The organism is Rhodococcus sp. WY5 (assembly GCF_018588185.1).
In the GTDB taxonomy this organism is placed as follows: Bacteria; Actinomycetota; Actinomycetes; order Mycobacteriales; family Mycobacteriaceae; genus Rhodococcus_F; species Rhodococcus_F qingshengii.
On sequence record NZ_JAAMPR010000001.1, the window covers coordinates 5,907,054 to 5,923,984 of the forward strand.

Genomic DNA, 16,931 nt, shown 5'->3' on the forward strand with positions numbered 1-16,931 from the left:
GTCCGACAGGGTTAGGGTTCGCGTGATTCCAACTCAGGGTGGGCAGGTCGGTATCGTCACATGGGTGAGCCGCGTAGTTGTAGCCGGGTTCGTACCGTCCGGAGCGACAGCAACTGTTCTTCATCAGTGGTGTGAGGTGTTCGCCGAAGGCCAACGTCACCTGTCCGGGACTGCGCCGACAGCGACTGCGCTGATGGAAATGATCGAGGCCGAGGACAATTCGGCCGATGTACGGCGTTGGATTGCACGCGACGCCGGCACCGACGAGGTCCTCGGCATCGCCCAGGCACGACGCAACTCGGCCGAAGCCGATCTCGCAGAGTTTCGGATGTACGTGACACCCCACGCGCAGCGACGAGGGGTGGGACGAGCGCTTGCCGAACTCGTCGAGACCGACATCGCCGGGTTCGGCGTGCGAAGAATCAGAGTGACGGCGCTCGTCGGAAGCGCAGCCGAGCATTTCCTGCGATCGTTCGACGGTCACCGCGTGTTGCTTCGGTTGGCCAACCAGGTTCAGCACCTCAGTGGTCCCACCGCACACAGCGCTCGCCCCGGCTATCGAATCGTCAGTTGGCGCAACCGAACCCCGGACGAGCTGATCCACTCCTTCTCGGAGGCTTTGAATCGACTCCTCGACGCGCCGGGCGCCGAACTGCAGATACCCGAACGTAATTGGGGAGCCGACGAGGTCAGATCGTGGGAACAGAAGATGACGGACGGCTCTCAAGCCCTCCTGGTGTGCTGCGCGGTCGACGACAGCGTCGGCGAAGTAGCCGCAGCGACAGTGGTGACGGTGGACGAACATGACAGCACCCACGCATCGCAGCACGACACCGTGGTACTTCCCCAGCACCGCGGGCACGGTCTCGCTCAGTGGGTCAAGGAGCAACAAGCGTCTGTATTGGCAGCTGAATTTCCCTCCCTTCGAAAGATTTACACAACGGTGAACGCGGAGAATCACCCGATGCTGACCGTCAATCGGAGCCTGGGATACCAGACCGTCGCGGAGCGGATCCTGGTGGAAATCAGGAGAGCCGAGAGTGCGCCGCACAAGCCTCGGTGACGATCTTCCTCCACAGGAGCGGGTGAGACTGCCAGAAGTTGTGCGCGACACCGTCGACGACCTCGAAACTACCGTTAGGCACGAGCTCGGCCAGTTGCTGCAACGGCCACGACGGGCGAATGTCGTCGGCCGCCGCGAGAAATGTCATGGGCACTGGTGAGTCGGCCAACTGCCGAAACAGCTGTGGTTCATGGATCCATTCGATGAACGATTCTTGAAGCGATTGCCAGACAACAGGTTCCCAAGGTATCTGCGGGTCCGGCTCGATTCCCGCTTCGTACTGCTTCGACCATGTCCGGTCCTTGTGGAGGCCGTGCCCCGCGATGCCGACGACGCCGGACACCGATTCCGGACAGTCGAGTGCGTACCGCACCGCCAAGTCGGATCCCCACGAGTGCCCCAGCACGACCCAGCTGTCGATCTCGAACGTGCGGCGGACGAGTTCGAGGTCCGCAACGGCCTGCGCCATCGTATGAGCGCCGCCACCGGACCGGCCGACTCCGCGTGGCTCAGGGCACCACGCGCGCATTCCTTCCGGAACCAGCTCGTCGTGAGCAAGATAGTGAACGCATCCCGGGCCGCCAGAGAGAACCAGAACGTCCGCCCCTGCCCCACCGACATCGACGTGAAGACGTACGCCGTCCGTGTCGACCACGTGCCGGGATTCCATGAGGAAAAAGCCTAACGCTTACGCGGGTATCCAGCCGCCGAGACGACAAATGCCGCCTCCATGAGCATCCACCCACCTACCTGCACCGAGAGGTCTCGCTCGGGCACGCTCGACGCGCGCACGGTTCCGGCGGCGAAGGTGGCGATGTCGCCGGACAGACTCGGCAACTGAGCATCCTTGGTCCAGTCGTGCCCGAACAGCGGCAGACCTTCGATCTGCAGTCTGTTGTTCCAGGCCGCTTCCGCGGAGGACAGAACGATCTGCGCTGCGAGTTCGCGCGCTCGCAGGTCCTCGTGAGTCTCCCAGGACAGGTTCACCACCACGAACGCGAGGTAGCGAGCCAGGATTGCGTTGAACAGCCCGCCGTCGCCTCCGCCACCGCCCGTGATAACTCCGTACTCGGTCATGCCGTCGTACACGGCGTCGACGAGTTTGTGGACTCGCTCGCGGTGACGCGGCTCGCCCAATCGCGTCGACAACTCGGTTTCCAACCCCAGCGTGACGCCCTGACAGTACGAATAGATCCCGCGCTCGAGGGTGCCGTCGCGGCGGATACCGTCGAAGATCAGTCCGGAGTCCGGATCCCGCAGTGTCTCGTGGATCCAGTCGGCCGTTGCCTGCGCACGCCAGAGTTTTCCGGTGCGCGCCAGCATGATTCCGGCGGGTCCGTTTGCCGGTGTGTTGTAGAAATCGGAGCCTTTGCACCACGGAATACCGCCGCCGTCGGCCGGGGACCACGAATCGAAGAGTTGCGATTCGAGCGCCTGAACCGCGGTTCGGTGATCGACCGAGAACATGCGTTGCGCACGTTCGAGCGAGAGGCCCAGCCACGCCATGTCGTCGTAGTAGTTGTTGGTCCACGCCGAGACGTTGCGGACCCGCACACTGCGGGCAACCTTCGCGACCCGGCGACGACGCTTGGGGGTCGGGTCACGTTCGAGTGCGTCGATCGCAGTATCGAGCAGGTGCGCTTGCCACCAGTAGTGCCACGGCTTGAACATCCGCTCGCGTCGAACAGCAGGCCAGGCAACCACGCCGAGTGCTGTCCGGGGCATTCCCCACAGGCGCCGAAGGTGACGACTGACTATCGCGCCCTCAGCCGCATCGGCCCGCTCTGCCCACACTTCCTGCATAACTACCTATCCTGTCTGGTCGAGGCGCTACACGCTAGCCGGAATTCGCGAGCGAGATCAGCGGGAATCGGCGAGATCGGCATGCTCACGTACCCACGCGTGCATCGCGATGCCGGCCGCGACACCGGCGTTGATGCTGCGAGTCGAACCGAATTGTGCGATCGAGACCGTCATGGACGCAACCTCTTTCGCATGATCGGTCACTCCGGGGCCTTCTTGACCGAACAGCAGGATGCACTCCCGCGGCAGGCTTGCCGTTTCCAGCGGCACCGACCCCGGGGTGTTGTCGACGGCCACGATCGTGAGTGAATTCTCACGGGCGTACTCGACGAGTTCGCCGATGTCTGCGTGGTGAACGATGTGTTGGTATCGATCGGTCACCATGGCGCCCCGCCGATTCCAGCGCCGACGCCCCACGATGTGGACCGCGGCCGCGGCAAACGCGTTGGCCGTGCGGACCACCGTGCCGATGTTGGCGTCGTGCGCGAAGTTCTCGATGGCGACATGCATCGTGTGACGGCGCGAGTCGATATCCGCGACTATCGCTTCCCGCGTCCAGTACCGATACTCGTCCAAGACGTTTCGACGATCACCCTCGGCCAGAAGTACCGGGTCGTAGCGCTCGTCGGTCGGCGGTTCCGTGTCGTGCTCCTCGGCCCAGGGTCCGACGCCGTTGGGATTCTCGCCCCACTCGGTGGGTCCCGGTTCACCGGCTCCGCCGGACACGTCGTCGGCTGCGACTTCGGACATCAGAACACCTCGTTGGAATCTGCAGCCACGGTGAAGCCGTGCGTGGTCTGATCGTTGACACACGAGACGTCTGTCGCGGTGGTCGTACAGGTGAAACCCAGTTTGCTCAGCGGTTGACCGGCCGCCAACACCGGATCGGCGTCGGGGCCGCCAGAGGTGTACACCTCTCCGCCCGAACACATGAAAGCACCCTCACCCTCGTCGGTGACGCGAATACCGTTGCCCCAGTTGACCATGCAGCTCTCCGGCCGCGGCGGAACGGGAGTGGTCGTTCCCTCGCACCCGGCTTCGATTCTGGTGGGCAACTTGATGATGCCGCACTGGAAGTTTCCGTCGGGAGTGGTGAAGTAGTACGACTCGTTGCGCTCGAACTGCACGTCCGTGAGTGTCGTCGTCGGTGGCAGCGTCGTGGTCGGTGGTTCGGTGGTCGTGGGGACGACGGGCGCGACGGTGGTGGTTGTCGTCGGCACTGCGGTAGTGGTGGACGAACTGGGCTGCGCCGCTACGGTCGGCGCTGAATCCGCCTCCCCGCTGCACCCTGCGAGCACGAGCGCCGACCCGACGCCCAACAAGACGAACCCCACCCGAACACGAACCACCCGACTACCTCCACACACGTCATCTTGGCCCAGCAACAGCCGACAGTGCACTCTATCGTGTGGTCGACTAAGTGCTGGTGACGCGCTTGTTCATCAGCCGTGAGAGCCACGCGGGCGAGAAGCGCGACGCGCTGAGGAAGAGCTTCGCCTGAGTTCCGACCGGGTAGTGAACCTTGTGCATCCGTCCGGCGCCGCGTGTGGCCGCCCACAGTTCCTGCGCGACGTCGGTTGCAGTCAGCTTGATACCCAACGATCTGGTGGCTCCGGTGTCCATTCCAGTGACCATCGCGGTCTGGACGAACAACGGCCAGAGCGCGAGAACACGGATGTCGTGCTGTGCCCATTCCAGATCGAGCGCCTCGGTCAGGCCGCGGATCGCGAACTTGGTTGCACCGTACGTCGCCAGTTCGGGCTGGCCGTAGATCGCCGAAGCGGAGCACAGATTGACCACCTGAGCGCCGACGGTATCGCGGAGGTACGGGAAAGCCGTGTGCGTGCCGTTGAGGGTGCCGGTGATGTTGATGTCGACCATCCGGCGATGCGCCGCAAGAGAAATATCCTCGAACCGTCCCGACGAGAGCACGCCCGCATTGTTGATCAGGATGTCCAGACGCCCGGACTCCCCGGCAAAATCGGCCAGACACTGCGCCCATCCCGCCGGATCGGTGACATCCAGGACACCCGTCACGACACTGCCGCCGAAACCGTCGATCTCGGCCTTCAAGGAGGCAAGGCCGGCGTCGTCGATGTCGAACGCGCCGACGCGGTATCCGTTGCGCGCGAACAACAGCGACGTCTCCCGCCCGATTCCAGCCGCAGCACCGGTGATGAAGACGTTCGGTTCGCTCATCCGGTCAGGCTATCCTGGATGTGGAGGAAATCTGATGAATCACCGTCGCGTCGTACACACCGTGTGTTTCATCGCGGTGGGGTATCTGATCGTGCTCGCCGTGTGGCTCGGATGGCTGGTCGAGCACACCCCACCTGGCACGCTGCCCTATCAGATCGGCGGGCTGCTCGCCGCTTTCGGCTCGGTTCTCGGATTCGGAATGGCATGGGCCAACCGCCCGACCCGCGCCGAGCGCAAACTCGAAAAGCACGGCCTCGAAGGGTGGGCACGAATCGACACCGTCACACCCCTGCGCCGAACCGTCGACGGCGAATTGGCCAAGCTCGCACTCCACCTCACGGTTCCAGGTTCCGATTCGTACTCGGGCCGGATCGAGTACGAGATCCGACCCGAGTACAAAGACAAGATCACTCCCGGATCCACGGTCACCGTCATGGTGGATCCGAAGAACCGAGACCGAATCATGCTGTGCCCGTGAAAGACTAGACGCTCTTCTTGCGCCCCAGCGCCAACATGCCCTCCACCAGCATCAGCTGCGCTCCCGCGTACGACGCCAGGATCACACCCTCGGCAGCAGCGCGGCCGGCGGTCCCGCGGATGAACAGACGACGCACCACGATCAGTCCGTCGGATGCGGTGAAGAGCACTCCGCCCAATCCGAGCCAGGAGCGTCGATCCTTGTTCGGGACGACCACGTCGAGCACGGCCTTGGACTGCGGTGCCAGAGCGGGGTCCGCCGACAACGTCGAGGTGGTTCCCAACATCAATCCGTATCCGGTGAGCGGCGTCGACACGCTCGGGGCCTTGGCACGGAGCAGTCCGGACGCCGTCGACCAACCGCTGATGCGGGGCCGCAGGGCAGCGCGGGTCGGCCGAGCGCCGCGCCGCAGCAGGAGCGCCGAGTAACTGGCCTGCATCACCGCGAACGAGGACGCGCCCTTGATCAGACGAGCATCGTTGTCCGGGTTGATCATGAACACGTCGCCGACAGTTGCAGCGGCGAGACCGGCCAGAAGCAGTGCGGTATCGGCAGTTTCCGTCTCCGAGCGCTTGCGCAGCACTCGGGCGGCCAGAGCGGGTGCGATCAACGGCTTCGCGATCTGCTGAACCCGCTCGTTACCGACTACTGCCCCGAACACTGTCGCTGCCGTCGCCGCCGCAAAAACTGCGTGCTCGATGCCCCACTTGCCCGCCATCACAATCCTCCTGTTGGTTACACGTCCAACAGCGACCGTACTGGGTCACTCAGGCGGCATCGCCGGATTTGACGTCCGCGCCGTAGACATCGACGTATTCCTGCCCCGACTGGTCACAGAGCACTGCCATCAATTCGTCCGTCGCCGCACGCACGACGGCCTGGTAGCCACGAAGTTCGCGGTACCGAGAGAAGTCGATCGGCTCCCCTACCGTGATCCGGACCTTGCTGAAGCGCCACATCCGCGTACCCGGCGGGTTGACTGCGTCGCCGCCGTGTACGACGACGGGAATGACCGGCGCCCCGGTTTCCAAGGCAACTCGAATCGCTCCGGTCTTTCCCTTGTACAGGCAACCGTCAGGTGATCGTGTTCCCTCGGGGTAGATCCCCCAGACACCACCCTTGTCGAGAATCCCGATGGCCGTGTCCAACGCCGCACGGGAGGCGTCGGCGCCGCTACGGTCGATCGGCACCTGACCGGCCCCACCGAAGAACCAGCGCTGCATCGCGCCCTTCACACCGGTCCCGGTGAAATATTCACTCTTCGCGACGAAGGTGATGCGTCGGCGCACCATGAGAACCAGGAAGAACGAGTCGACGACTGCCCGATGGTTGCCGGCGAGAATCACCGGCCCTTTCTTGGGGATGTGGTGCTGACCCTCGATCGTCGGCCGCCCGAACAGCCAGAGGACCGGGCCGATCAGGACGTATTTGAACAGCCAATAGAGCACAGGGCATCACCTTTTTCCGTCTAGTAGACAGTGTCTACGACGAGAATAGTAGACACTGTCTTCCATGACTGTCAGCAGCCTTCGCGAAACACTCGTCGCCACCGGCGTCGAGATTCTCGATGCCGACGGCGCCACAGAACTGACGCTACGGGAGATAGCGCGTCGGGCGGGCGTGTCGCACGGCGCCCCGCGGAGATACTTTCCGACCCACAACAGCCTGCTAGCCGCAATTGCCTCACACGGCCTGCGCGATCTCGCCGACAGACTCGATCCCGTCCTCGCCGGCAAACAACCCGCTCGTAGCCGATTGATCTCGGCAGCAATCGAATACGTGTCATTCGCCCAGGAGCGACCGGCGATGTTCGAGTTGATGTTTCGCCACGACCTCCTCGAGGGCGCAGGCAGCAACCTCCGAGAGTCTTCTCTCCCACTCTTCGCCGCCCTGCAATCCCTGACCGAAGAGGCCGACGCCTCCGATCCCACCACATCTGCGTTGAACATCTGGACCGGAACCCACGGCATCGCAGTGCTGGCGGCAAATCGAAGCCTCACACTCGTCGCACCCGACCTCGATGTGCCGTCGCTGGTAGCCACCGCCGTGACGGACCACCTGCCGAACACTCGTTGATTTACATAGTTAACCTATGCAATAATATTCTTCGTGACAGACGAAGAACAGCAACTGCACGAACTACTCGTCGACCTCGTGAGCAATACGCACCGCTTCGCGAAGCTGGCAGGCTCCTTCGCGTCCGATCAGTACCCACGCGCCTGGCTGCGCGCACTCTCGTTACTCGAGGAATACGGCGAAATGCGGATCAGCGACTTCGCTCGACTCGACAGAAGCTCGCAGCCCTCTGCCACTGCACTACTGCGCAAACTCGGCGAGAACGGTTACGTCGAACGCCACGCCGACCCCGAGGACGCCCGGGCAGTTCGAGTGGCCATGACGGACAAGGGCCGAAAGATCTTGAACGACGGTCGAAACGAGATCGCCGACGCTCTAGTCCCCCACTTCGTCGAACTCGGGCCCGAGCAGATCAAGAAACTGGCCGACGGATTGGCCGAATTGCGTTCCATCATCAAGACTTCCGATCCCAGCTGAAACACCCACCACTGAAAAAGGAGGTGGCCGTGAGCAACACGACCGCGACATCAACGCACCAGAACGAGGCTCCGCCGAGCCTCCTGAAACAACCGAAAGCGGTGTGGGCGGTAGCCTTTGCCAGCGTCATCGCCTTCATGGGCATCGGATTGGTCGATCCGATCCTCAAACCGATCGGCGAACAACTCGACGCCACACCGTCGCAGGTTTCGCTGCTGTTCACCAGCTACATGCTCGTCACCGGCGTGGCCATGCTCATCACCGGTGTGGTGTCCAGCCGCATCGGCGCCAAGAAAACACTTCTTGCAGGCCTTGCCATCATCATCGTGTTCGCTTCTCTGGCAGGCGCTTCCAGCACCATCGGCCAGATCGTCGGATTCCGTGCGGGCTGGGGACTCGGCAATGCACTGTTCATCGCAACGGCGCTCGCGGCAATCGTCGGCGCGGCCAGCGGCGGCGTGGCACGGGCGATCATCCTGTACGAGGCTGCACTGGGCATCGGTATCGCAGTCGGACCGCTGGTCGGCGGAGTTCTCGGTGACATCAGCTGGCGCGCACCGTTCTTCGGCGTCGCAGCCCTGATGGCGGTCGCCTTCATTCTCATCGTGGTGATGCTTCCGAGCGCACCCAAGCCCGAACACCACACGTCCATCGCTGCGCCCTTCCAGGCGTTGCGGCACCGCGGGCTACTCACCGTTGCCATCACCGCGCTGCTCTACAACTACGGATTCTTCACGCTGCTCGCGTACACGCCGTTCCCCCTCGACATGGGGGCGTACCCGATCGGATTCATCTTCTTCGGTTGGGGCCTGATGCTGGCGATCTCGTCGGTTTTCCTCGCCCCTCGCCTGCAACGACGCTTCGGCACCCTGCCGATGATGATGCTGGCACTGACCCTGTTCGCACTCGACCTGGGCATGATGGCGCTGTTCACCGAGAACAAGATCGTCTTGATCGTCGGTGTCGTCCTCGCCGGTTTGTTCCTCGGCGTGAACAACACACTCATCACCGAAACCGTCATGATCTCAGCTCCCGTGGAGCGGTCGACCGCCTCGGCTGCTTACAGCTTCGTTCGATTCGTCGGCGGCGCCGCTGCTCCGTGGGTAGCCGGCAAGCTCGGCGAATCCAACGTCCACATGCCGTTCTGGGTCGGCGCGGTGCTCACCCTCGCCGCCGTATTCGTCCTGTCGAGCGGACGTAAGGTTCTCGCTCACGTCGACGACCACGATCCCGCGCCGCACAGCGTCGACGAAGCACTCGCCGTCACCGTAGGCGACTGACCCCTGTGAGTGGTTGAGGAGTGCAGGGACTCCTTAACCACTCACGGGGCGTCAGCTCAGGTTCAGATCTTCCAGGCCCAGCAGCGAGCGGTACTCGACGCCCTCGGCACCGATCACCGCATCCGCACCCGTCGCGCGATCGACGACCGTAGCGACTCCGACCACGGTGGCCCCTGCCTCGCGCAGGGCCTTCACTGCTGTCAACGGCGAATTGCCCGTCGTGGTCGTGTCCTCGACAACCAGGACACGCTTGCCGACGATGTCCGGGCCCTCGATCTGGCGCTGCATCCCGTGGGCCTTCGCGGCCTTGCGGACGACAAACGCATCGATCGGTCGGCCGGGAGCGTGCATCACTGCCATAGCGACCGGATCGGCGCCCATCGTCAAACCGCCGACGGCGTCGAAATCCCAGTCCGCGACCAGTTCACGCAGCAGCGAGCCGATCAGCGGCGCTGCCTTGTGGTGAAGTGTCGCGCGGCGAAGGTCGACGTAGTAATCGGCTTCCTTGCCCGAGGACAACGTCACCTTTCCGTGTACAACAGCCAATTCGCGCACCAGCGCAGCCAAATCCTCACGATCGCTCATGAGTGCTCAGCCTACCGACCACTGCCTTGTGTTCGGCTTCTGCCTCTGGGCTACGTCCGGCTTCCGCCTCTGGGCTACGTCCGCCCGCGGCCACGTCCGACGATGTTGGTCAGCCGGCGAACCAGCCCCTTGGGAACGAGACGCCCGGCCGTCGTGAGGACCTTGTACTGGAATCCCGGAATACTGATGACCTTGTCGTCACCGAGATCCTTCATCGACGCCGCAACCACCTGGTCGACGCTCAGCCACATCGGCTTGGGGATCGTGGACATCTCGATGCCCGCGCGCTCGTGGAACTCGGTGCGAATGAAGCCCGGGCACAGCGCCTGCACGCGCACTCCCGTCCCGGCCAACCCGCCGGACAGCCCTTCGGTGAACGAGATGACATAGGCCTTGCTTGCCGAATACGTCGAACCCCGCCCGGACAGCAGGCCCGCGACGCTCGCCACGTTGACAATCGTTCCGTGCGCCGACGCGATCATGCTGGGCAGCGCCGCACGGGTCAGCCGCATCACGGCGGTGACGTTGACGTCGAGTTGAGACTGAAGAAGCGCCGGATCGGCGGTCCAGAACTCGCCGGAGGTACCGAATCCGGCGTTGTTCACCAACACCTCGACGCCCTTCTCCAAACGAAGCGCGACCGTGTCGCGTCCGGCCTCCGATGCGAGATCGGCAACCAGAATCTCCGACTCGGTGCCGAACATCGTCTTCAACTCGGACGCGAGGTCGTGCAATCTGACCTCGTCACGTGCGACGAGAACCAGGTCGTATCCGAGGGAGGCGTATTTCTTGGCGAAACCGGCGCCGAGACCAGAGGTGGGTCCGGTCACCAGGGCAACGGGACGCACAGGGCGATCCGAGTGGGAAGTCGACATACCGGCCACGCTAGTGGTTATCGCGCCTGGACGGGAACCTTAAAGGTCAGTCGACCGGGCGAATTGTGCCCGAGCGCTGCGACGCCGGGCGCTGAGCCGGCTTGTCAGCCGCCTCGGGCTTGCGCAGCGATTGATCCGGACGTGGCGCAGATTCCCGCGGTGCGGGCTCACGCGGGGCAAATTCACGCGGCGGAGCGTCACGGGGCGGCTGTTCTTGACGCGAACGGGGCTGTTCTACCGGATCCGGAGTTGGGCGAGACTTCTCGGCGCCCGGCCGCGGGCGGCTCGGATCGTGATCGACCTCGAGTTCGTTGGGATCGGTGACGGGAGGCAGGACATGCAGAATGCCGGACAGGCGCGCAACCGACTCGATTGCCGCGTCCCAGTCCCGGCCGTTACTGGTCACCGGAAGCGAACCGAGCGTCCACTGCCCTTCGCTCCACAGCATGCTGATCGACGGCGGAACCGATTCGGTGAACGCCACCATGCGCTGATCACAGACACGACGTGCGATCTCGAGATCGGTCGCGAAGACGACTCGTGAACCGATCGCACCCAACAGGTTCAGGTCGCCGTCCTTGGGCGGAGCCGTCGACTTCAACCGAAGATCGATGTCGACGTCCGACCCGATCTCGCGGCGAACGGCCACGATGGTTGCGGTCTCTTCCAGGTCGAACAGCACGAACTGTTCTCCGCGACGGCGGCCGCGGACGACGTCGGTAGCAGTGAGGTAGTCCTGCTTGGCCATGACCGCGCGGTGCCATTCGCCTGCCAGCTGATCGTCAGTGGCCGTGTACGTGTAACCCTGCGCCTTGGCCCAGATCTGACGCACTCGCCCGGATTGATCTCGCCTCGTCCTGTCGACGTACAGAAGCGCACCCGCGCCTGCGAGTGCAATTGCTGCCAGTCCGAACCACATTCCAGTCATCACCCTCCAGGGTAGCGACTCGCGGCCTCAACCTCCCGGCGACACCCTGGTGGACTCGCCCGATGTGTCGTGAACGACTCAGTTGCCGAACTTCGGCAGCGACGTACTCAGAATCGTGTTGGCGGTCATCGTGCCGTTCTCCACCGGCGTTCCGTCCACGACGATGTTGTCTCCCGGTTGCAGATCGGCGATGGTGGCGCGGTTGAGCGCGATGAGCGTGGTGTCCGCGGTGGTCAGAATCGTCACCTGCGAACCCCCGATCGAATCGATGACCAACGTGCCGCCGTCGTTCGACTTCACGGTGCCGACGGCTCCCCCGGCGTCACCGATGACTTCGCCGAGCCCGCCTGGAAGCTGGCTGAGCGGAGAATCCGTCGTCGGAGTCGGCGCCGTGGTGCTGGCCTTCGGCGGTGTCGTGGTCGGCGCCTGCGTCGTGGTGGTCGGGGGAACGAAAGCGGTCTGGGTGCCCTTGTCGTTCGAGCCGAACGCCGAGAACGCGATGATCGCGATCACGGCGACCAGGATCCCGACCACACCGGCGGCCACCCACGTCGCGAGCTTGCGCTTCTTACCGCCGCCCGACGATCCATCGTCGATGAACGGCTGTTCCGGCGGAACTCCACCGCCACCACCGGCAACCGGATACTGCTGTGTATTTCCGTACTGCTGCGTGTTCCCGTACTGATCCGGGTTCCCGTACTGCTGAGCGGTGTACGGCGGATAGGCCTGCGTCGCACCAGGCGGCGGCGCCTGCGGATCGAACTGCGGGTTGTAGGCAGGGAACGCCTGAGTGGGATTCGGCTGCTGCCCCTGCTGCCCCAAGTACTCCGTGTTCTGATCCGGTCCGCCGTAGGGATACTGCTGTGCCCCCGGATACTGCTGTGCCCCCGGATACTGCTGTGCCCCCGGCTGCTGACCGAAATACTCCGTCGGCTGGTTCGGATTCTGGCCGGACACCGTCCCGTACTGCTCCGTCGGCTGGTCGGGCGTACGCCCCCACACCTCGGTCGCCTCGGGATCCTCACGGCGCGGCCCACCCGAGTTACGCGGATCGTTCTGATCGGTCATGCCTGGCTCACCTTCGGTTGGGACGAAAGAGCGTCGGAGTCGTTCGGAGAGGCGCGGGTGCACTCGTCCCCGGTTCGAGCATCCAGCCATCCAGGGTAGAACAAAATGCGAATGCCCCGCCGATCCAAGTGGATCGACGGGGCATTCCGCTTACCGAATCAGGAGAGAACCAACTGATCCGCGTCCTCGCTGACACCGACGTGCACGGTGTCGCCGTCCTGGACCTTGCCGGCCAGGAGCAGCTTGGCGAGCTGGTCGCCGATCGACTGCTGAACGAGTCGACGCAATGGCCGAGCGCCGTACAGCGGGTCGTAGCCGCGCACTGCGAGCCACATCCGAGCCGCACCGTTCACCTCGAGGGTGAGACGACGCGCAGCCAGACGCTTCTGCAACTGCTCGAGCTGGATGTCCACGATGTGCTCCAACTGCTCCTCGGAGAGCGAGTCGAAGATGACCACGTCGTCGAGACGGTTGATGAACTCCGGCTTGAACGCGTGGCGTACCGCATCCATGACCTGCTCCCGCGTGCCACCGGATCCCAGGTTGGAGGTCAGGATCAAGATGGTGTTGCGGAAGTCCACCGTGCGGCCTTGACCGTCGGTCAGTCGGCCTTCGTCGAGCACTGCGAGCAAGACGTCGAACACGTCGGGGTGTGCCTTCTCGACCTCGTCGAAGAGGACCACCGAGTACGGGCGTCGTCGAACTGCTTCGGTGAGCTGGCCACCGGCTTCGTAGCCGACGTATCCCGGAGGAGCACCGACGAGTCGGGCCACCGAGTGCTTCTCACCGTATTCGCTCATGTCGATGCGGATCATCGCGCGCTCGTCGTCGAAGAGGAAGTCCGCCAAGGCTTTGGCGAGCTCCGTCTTACCGACGCCGGTCGGGCCGAGGAACAGGAAGGAACCGGTGGGCCGATTGGGGTCGGCGACACCTGCTCGGGCGCGGCGAACCGCATCCGAGACGGCGACGACGGCGTCGGTCTGGCCGACGACGCGCTTGCCGAGTTCGGACTCCATGCGGAGCAGCTTCTCGGTTTCGCCTTCCATCATCCGGCCGGCGGGGATTCCGGTCCAGGCTGCGACCACGTCTGCGACGTCGTCGGGCCCGACCTCTTCCTTGAGCATCACGTCACCGTCGGAGGCAGCTCCGGAAGCGGCTGCTGCCTCTTCCAGTTCCTTCTCGAGCGCCGGGATACGGCCGTAGCGCAACTCGGCTGCCTTGCCCAGATCGCCGTCACGCTCAGCGCGTTCGGACTCTCCTCGCAGGGTTTCGAGCTGTTCCTTCAGCACGCGCACCGAGTCGATGGCCTGCTTTTCGTTCTGCCAGCGGGTGCTGAGCTGATTGAGCTTTTCGCGGTCGTCCGCGAGTTCCTGACGTAGCTTCTCGAGCCGAGCCTTGGACGCGTCGTCGGTTTCCTTCTCGAGTGCCACTTCTTCGATTTCGAGTCGGCGAACCATGCGTTCCACCTCGTCGATCTCGACGGGACGCGAGTCGATCTCCATACGAAGTCGCGATGCGGCTTCGTCCACGAGGTCGATGGCCTTGTCCGGCAGGAACCGCGACGTGATGTAGCGGTCCGACAGCGCGGCAGCCGCCACCAACGCGGAGTCGGTGATGCGCACGCCGTGGTGCACCTCGTAGCGCTCCTTGAGGCCGCGCAGGATACCGATGGTGTCCTCGACAGAGGGCTCACCGACGAGCACCTGCTGGAAACGACGCTCGAGTGCTGCGTCCTTCTCGATGTACTTGCGGTACTCCTCGAGTGTGGTCGCACCGACCAGCCGCAGCTCACCACGGGCGAGCATCGGCTTGATCATGTTGCCTGCGTCCATCGCGGATTCACCGGTGGCTCCGGCGCCGACGATGGTGTGCAACTCGTCGATGAAGGTGATGACCTGTCCGGCACTGTTCTTGATGTCGTCGAGGACAGCCTTGAGGCGTTCTTCGAATTCACCGCGGAACTTGGCACCGGCGACCATGGACCCGAGATCCAGGGACACGACGGTCTTGCCTCGCAGCGATTCCGGGACGTCACCCGCGACGATGCGTTGGGCAAGGCCCTCCACGATCGCGGTCTTGCCGACGCCGGGCTCACCGATGAGTACCGGGTTGTTCTTGGTACGACGCGAGAGCACCTGCACGACACGGCGAATCTCGGTGTCGCGACCGATCACCGGGTCGAGCTTGCCGCTTCGTGCGGCTTCGGTGAGGTCGGTGGAGTACTTTTCCAGCGCTTGGTAGGTGCCCTCGGGCTCCGGGCTGGTGACGCGAGCGCTACCGCGGACGGTGGTGAAGGCTTCACGCAATGCGTCCTGGGTGGCGCCGTGCCGTACGAGCAACTGTGCGACGTCGGAGTCCCCGCCGGCCAGTCCGTAGAGGACGTGCTCGGTGGAGACGTATTCGTCGTCCATCTCGGTGGCGAGGTGCTGAGCAGCAGTGAGTGCCGCGAGTGCCTCACGCCCGAGTTGCGGGGTGGAGCTTGCGCCGGTTGTCTTGGGCAGGCGATCGACGATTGCCTGTGCTTCACGGTGTACGACCGTGGGGTCGACGCCTACAGCTTTGAGTAGTGGGGCAGCGATGCCGTCGGTCTGGTCGAGCAATGCGACCAGCAGATGGGCAGGCCGGATATCGGGATTACCCGCCGACGACGCCGACTGCAGTGCAGCCGTCATCGCAGCCTGGGTCTTGGTTGTTGGTGTGAACGAGTCCACTTGTCACCTTTCTGGCGAAGTCCAACGGGAAGAGCCGCGACCGGTTGGTATTGCGACTGTGTCAATATGCTCAACGCGGACAAACTTGAGTCTATTCCGCTCAAGTTTGTTTTCGCCAGGCCGAGTTGGTTTCGTAGGTCACATTTTCAGCCGTACTAGAATTGTGGCGAGAGTTGCAGCTGGTGCGAAAGGGGGATGGATTGGATCCGACAGTGATCGCCCGTCTGCAATCCAGCCTCGATTCTCTGACCGACGACGAAGAGAGCCGTGCGCACTTCTCGGCAGTGTTCTACACCGGCCTCTTTGCGGAACATCCTCTGTACCGCTCATTGTTCCCGGCCGGGATGGAATCGCAGGGCCACCGTTTCTTCAGAGCCATCGAGTTCGTCGTGAAGAATCTGCCCCAGCATCGCCGAATCCGGAAGTTCCTCACCCAACTCGGCCGCGACCACCGTCGCTACGGCGTCGAGCGTGAGCACTACGAGGCCGCCGGCGTCGCTCTGAAGCGTGCGGTTCGGTCGATGTACGGCACGAGCGCGCACAGCCGCTACAAGTGGACGCCGGATCTGGACGAGGCCTGGTCTCAGTTCACCGACCTCGTCGTCGGCACGATGGCCGACGGCGCCGAATCCGATACGACCCCGGCGCTCTGGGGCGCAACCGTGGTCAGCCACGAACGAGTCCTCGACGATCTGGCGATTGTGCGCCTCGAAGCCGACCCACCCATTCCGTACGGGGCGGGGCAATACGTAGGTGTTCAGATTCCCCAGCGCCCGAAAATGTGGAGGTATTACTCACCGGCGATTCCGACCAACCCTTTCGGTCAGCTCGAGTTCCACATCCGCAAGGTGTCGGGAGGATGGGTCAGCCCAGCGATCGTCAGCGAAACCAACGTCGGTGACCGCTGGGTCATGTCCACTCCCCTCGGCGGTCTCGAGGTCGACTTCACCAGCGACCGTGACGTTCTCATGATCGGGTCCGGCACCGGTATCGCTCCACTGCGGGCACAGGTGATGGAAATGTCTCAACGCGCGCACAACCCGCGCGTGCACCTGTTCGTCGGCGGCCGCTATCCGTGCGATCTCTACGACCTCGAAACCCTCTGGCACATCTCGCTCAGCAACCCGTGGTTGACCGTCGTGCCGGTTTCCGAAGAACCCGAAAACCCTTGGTGGCACAACGGACCGGTGCTCGAACCACCGTTCGGAATGCACAGCCGGCTGATCGGACCGATCGGAAAAGTGGTCGCGCAGTTCGGTTCGTGGGCCGACCGTCAGGTGCAGATCTCGGGGTCACCGTCGATGATCAAGACAACCGTCTACGCCTTGCGTGCCGGCGGAACTCCGCTCGACCAGATCCGGCACGACCCGCTCTACTGACTACAGGAG

General features: G+C 63.7%; 18 protein-coding genes. 6 read left to right on the plus strand and 12 right to left on the minus strand.

Annotated features, from left to right (window positions below; all coding sequences use genetic code 11):
• The first annotated feature begins 64 nt into the window (after positions 1-64).
• Positions 65-1,063 (plus strand): GNAT family N-acetyltransferase, encoded by a 999-nt coding sequence (locus G4D79_RS35075; RefSeq protein WP_308252609.1) that lies wholly within the window; start codon positions 65-67, stop codon positions 1,061-1,063.
• On the opposite strand, the gene G4D79_RS27245 is transcribed toward G4D79_RS35075, so the two are convergent.
• The 5 genes from G4D79_RS27245 to G4D79_RS27265 form a co-directional block, all read right to left on the minus strand.
• On the minus strand, positions 1,026-1,733 hold the full coding sequence (locus G4D79_RS27245; RefSeq protein WP_054187134.1) for an alpha/beta fold hydrolase: 708 nt from the start codon (positions 1,731-1,733) through the stop codon (positions 1,026-1,028). The two genes, G4D79_RS35075 and G4D79_RS27245, sit on opposite strands and share 38 nt — an antisense overlap.
• Positions 1,734-1,744: 11 nt before the next feature.
• A complete protein-coding gene (locus tag G4D79_RS27250) occupies positions 1,745-2,866 on the minus strand; it encodes a glycoside hydrolase family 76 protein (protein WP_214514592.1) in 1,122 nt (373 codons plus the stop codon).
• Positions 2,867-2,923: 57 nt separating this feature from the next.
• Positions 2,924-3,616, minus strand: coding sequence for a TrmH family RNA methyltransferase (locus tag G4D79_RS27255; protein ID WP_058227541.1), 693 nt, complete (start codon positions 3,614-3,616; stop codon positions 2,924-2,926).
• Entirely contained in the window at positions 3,616-4,215 is a 600-nt protein-coding gene (locus tag G4D79_RS27260) for a DUF6636 domain-containing protein (RefSeq protein WP_003944380.1), read from the minus strand. Before G4D79_RS27260 ends, G4D79_RS27255 begins: the two co-directional genes overlap by 1 nt.
• Positions 4,216-4,282: 67 nt before the next feature.
• Positions 4,283-5,065: an SDR family oxidoreductase gene (locus tag G4D79_RS27265; RefSeq protein ID WP_003944309.1), complete on the minus strand. Its 783-nt coding sequence runs from the start codon at positions 5,063-5,065 to the stop codon at positions 4,283-4,285.
• A gap of 34 nt (positions 5,066-5,099) precedes the next feature.
• Between G4D79_RS27265 and G4D79_RS27270 the strand changes: the two genes are divergently transcribed.
• Positions 5,100-5,543, plus strand: a complete 444-nt coding sequence (locus G4D79_RS27270; RefSeq protein WP_007726759.1) for a hypothetical protein — start codon at positions 5,100-5,102, stop codon at positions 5,541-5,543.
• Positions 5,544-5,547: 4 nt separating this feature from the next.
• On the opposite strand, the gene G4D79_RS27275 is transcribed toward G4D79_RS27270, so the two are convergent.
• Both G4D79_RS27275 and G4D79_RS27280 read right to left on the minus strand, forming a co-directional pair.
• Positions 5,548-6,261 (minus strand): lysoplasmalogenase, encoded by a 714-nt coding sequence (locus tag G4D79_RS27275; protein ID WP_210378152.1) that lies wholly within the window; start codon positions 6,259-6,261, stop codon positions 5,548-5,550.
• Positions 6,262-6,310: 49 nt separating this feature from the next.
• Positions 6,311-6,991 carry a 1-acyl-sn-glycerol-3-phosphate acyltransferase gene (locus G4D79_RS27280; RefSeq protein WP_003944312.1) on the minus strand — a complete coding sequence of 227 codons (681 nt, stop codon included), beginning with the start codon at positions 6,989-6,991 and terminating at the stop codon, positions 6,311-6,313.
• Between the two features lie 64 nt (positions 6,992-7,055).
• On the opposite strand from G4D79_RS27280, the gene G4D79_RS27285 reads away from it, so the two are divergent.
• The 3 genes from G4D79_RS27285 to G4D79_RS27295 are packed head-to-tail and all read left to right on the plus strand — an operon-like array spanning position 7,056 to position 9,376.
• A complete protein-coding gene (locus G4D79_RS27285; RefSeq protein ID WP_210378150.1) occupies positions 7,056-7,619 on the plus strand; it encodes a TetR/AcrR family transcriptional regulator in 564 nt (187 codons plus the stop codon).
• Positions 7,620-7,652: 33 nt separating this feature from the next.
• Positions 7,653-8,096 (plus strand): MarR family winged helix-turn-helix transcriptional regulator, encoded by a 444-nt coding sequence (locus tag G4D79_RS27290; RefSeq protein ID WP_210378148.1) that lies wholly within the window; start codon positions 7,653-7,655, stop codon positions 8,094-8,096.
• A gap of 23 nt (positions 8,097-8,119) precedes the next feature.
• Positions 8,120-9,376 carry an MFS transporter gene (locus tag G4D79_RS27295; protein WP_003944384.1) on the plus strand — a complete coding sequence of 419 codons (1,257 nt, stop codon included), beginning with the start codon at positions 8,120-8,122 and terminating at the stop codon, positions 9,374-9,376.
• 51 nt (positions 9,377-9,427) lie between these two features.
• Here the strand turns inward: G4D79_RS27295 and pyrE are convergent, their stop codons facing one another.
• The 5 genes from pyrE to clpB all read right to left on the minus strand — a co-directional run bounded on the left by pyrE (position 9,428) and on the right by clpB (position 15,543).
• Positions 9,428-9,961, minus strand: a complete 534-nt coding sequence (gene pyrE, locus G4D79_RS27300; RefSeq protein ID WP_003944385.1) for an orotate phosphoribosyltransferase — start codon at positions 9,959-9,961, stop codon at positions 9,428-9,430.
• Positions 9,962-10,035: 74 nt separating this feature from the next.
• The gene (locus tag G4D79_RS27305) at positions 10,036-10,836 is read right to left on the minus strand and encodes an SDR family oxidoreductase (RefSeq protein WP_037131478.1); all 801 of its coding nucleotides are present in this window, start codon (positions 10,834-10,836) and stop codon (positions 10,036-10,038) included.
• Positions 10,837-10,882: 46 nt separating this feature from the next.
• The gene (locus G4D79_RS27310; protein ID WP_064443500.1) at positions 10,883-11,755 is read right to left on the minus strand and encodes a hypothetical protein; all 873 of its coding nucleotides are present in this window, start codon (positions 11,753-11,755) and stop codon (positions 10,883-10,885) included.
• A gap of 87 nt (positions 11,756-11,842) precedes the next feature.
• Entirely contained in the window at positions 11,843-12,832 is a 990-nt protein-coding gene (locus G4D79_RS27315) for a hypothetical protein (protein ID WP_209448428.1), read from the minus strand.
• Between the two features lie 158 nt (positions 12,833-12,990).
• Entirely contained in the window at positions 12,991-15,543 is a 2,553-nt protein-coding gene (gene clpB, locus G4D79_RS27320) for an ATP-dependent chaperone ClpB (protein WP_003944290.1), read from the minus strand.
• 182 nt (positions 15,544-15,725) lie between these two features.
• On the opposite strand from clpB, the gene G4D79_RS27325 reads away from it, so the two are divergent.
• Positions 15,726-16,922, plus strand: coding sequence for an FAD-binding oxidoreductase (locus G4D79_RS27325; protein ID WP_042453449.1), 1,197 nt, complete (start codon positions 15,726-15,728; stop codon positions 16,920-16,922).
• Positions 16,923-16,931 lie beyond the last annotated feature (9 nt).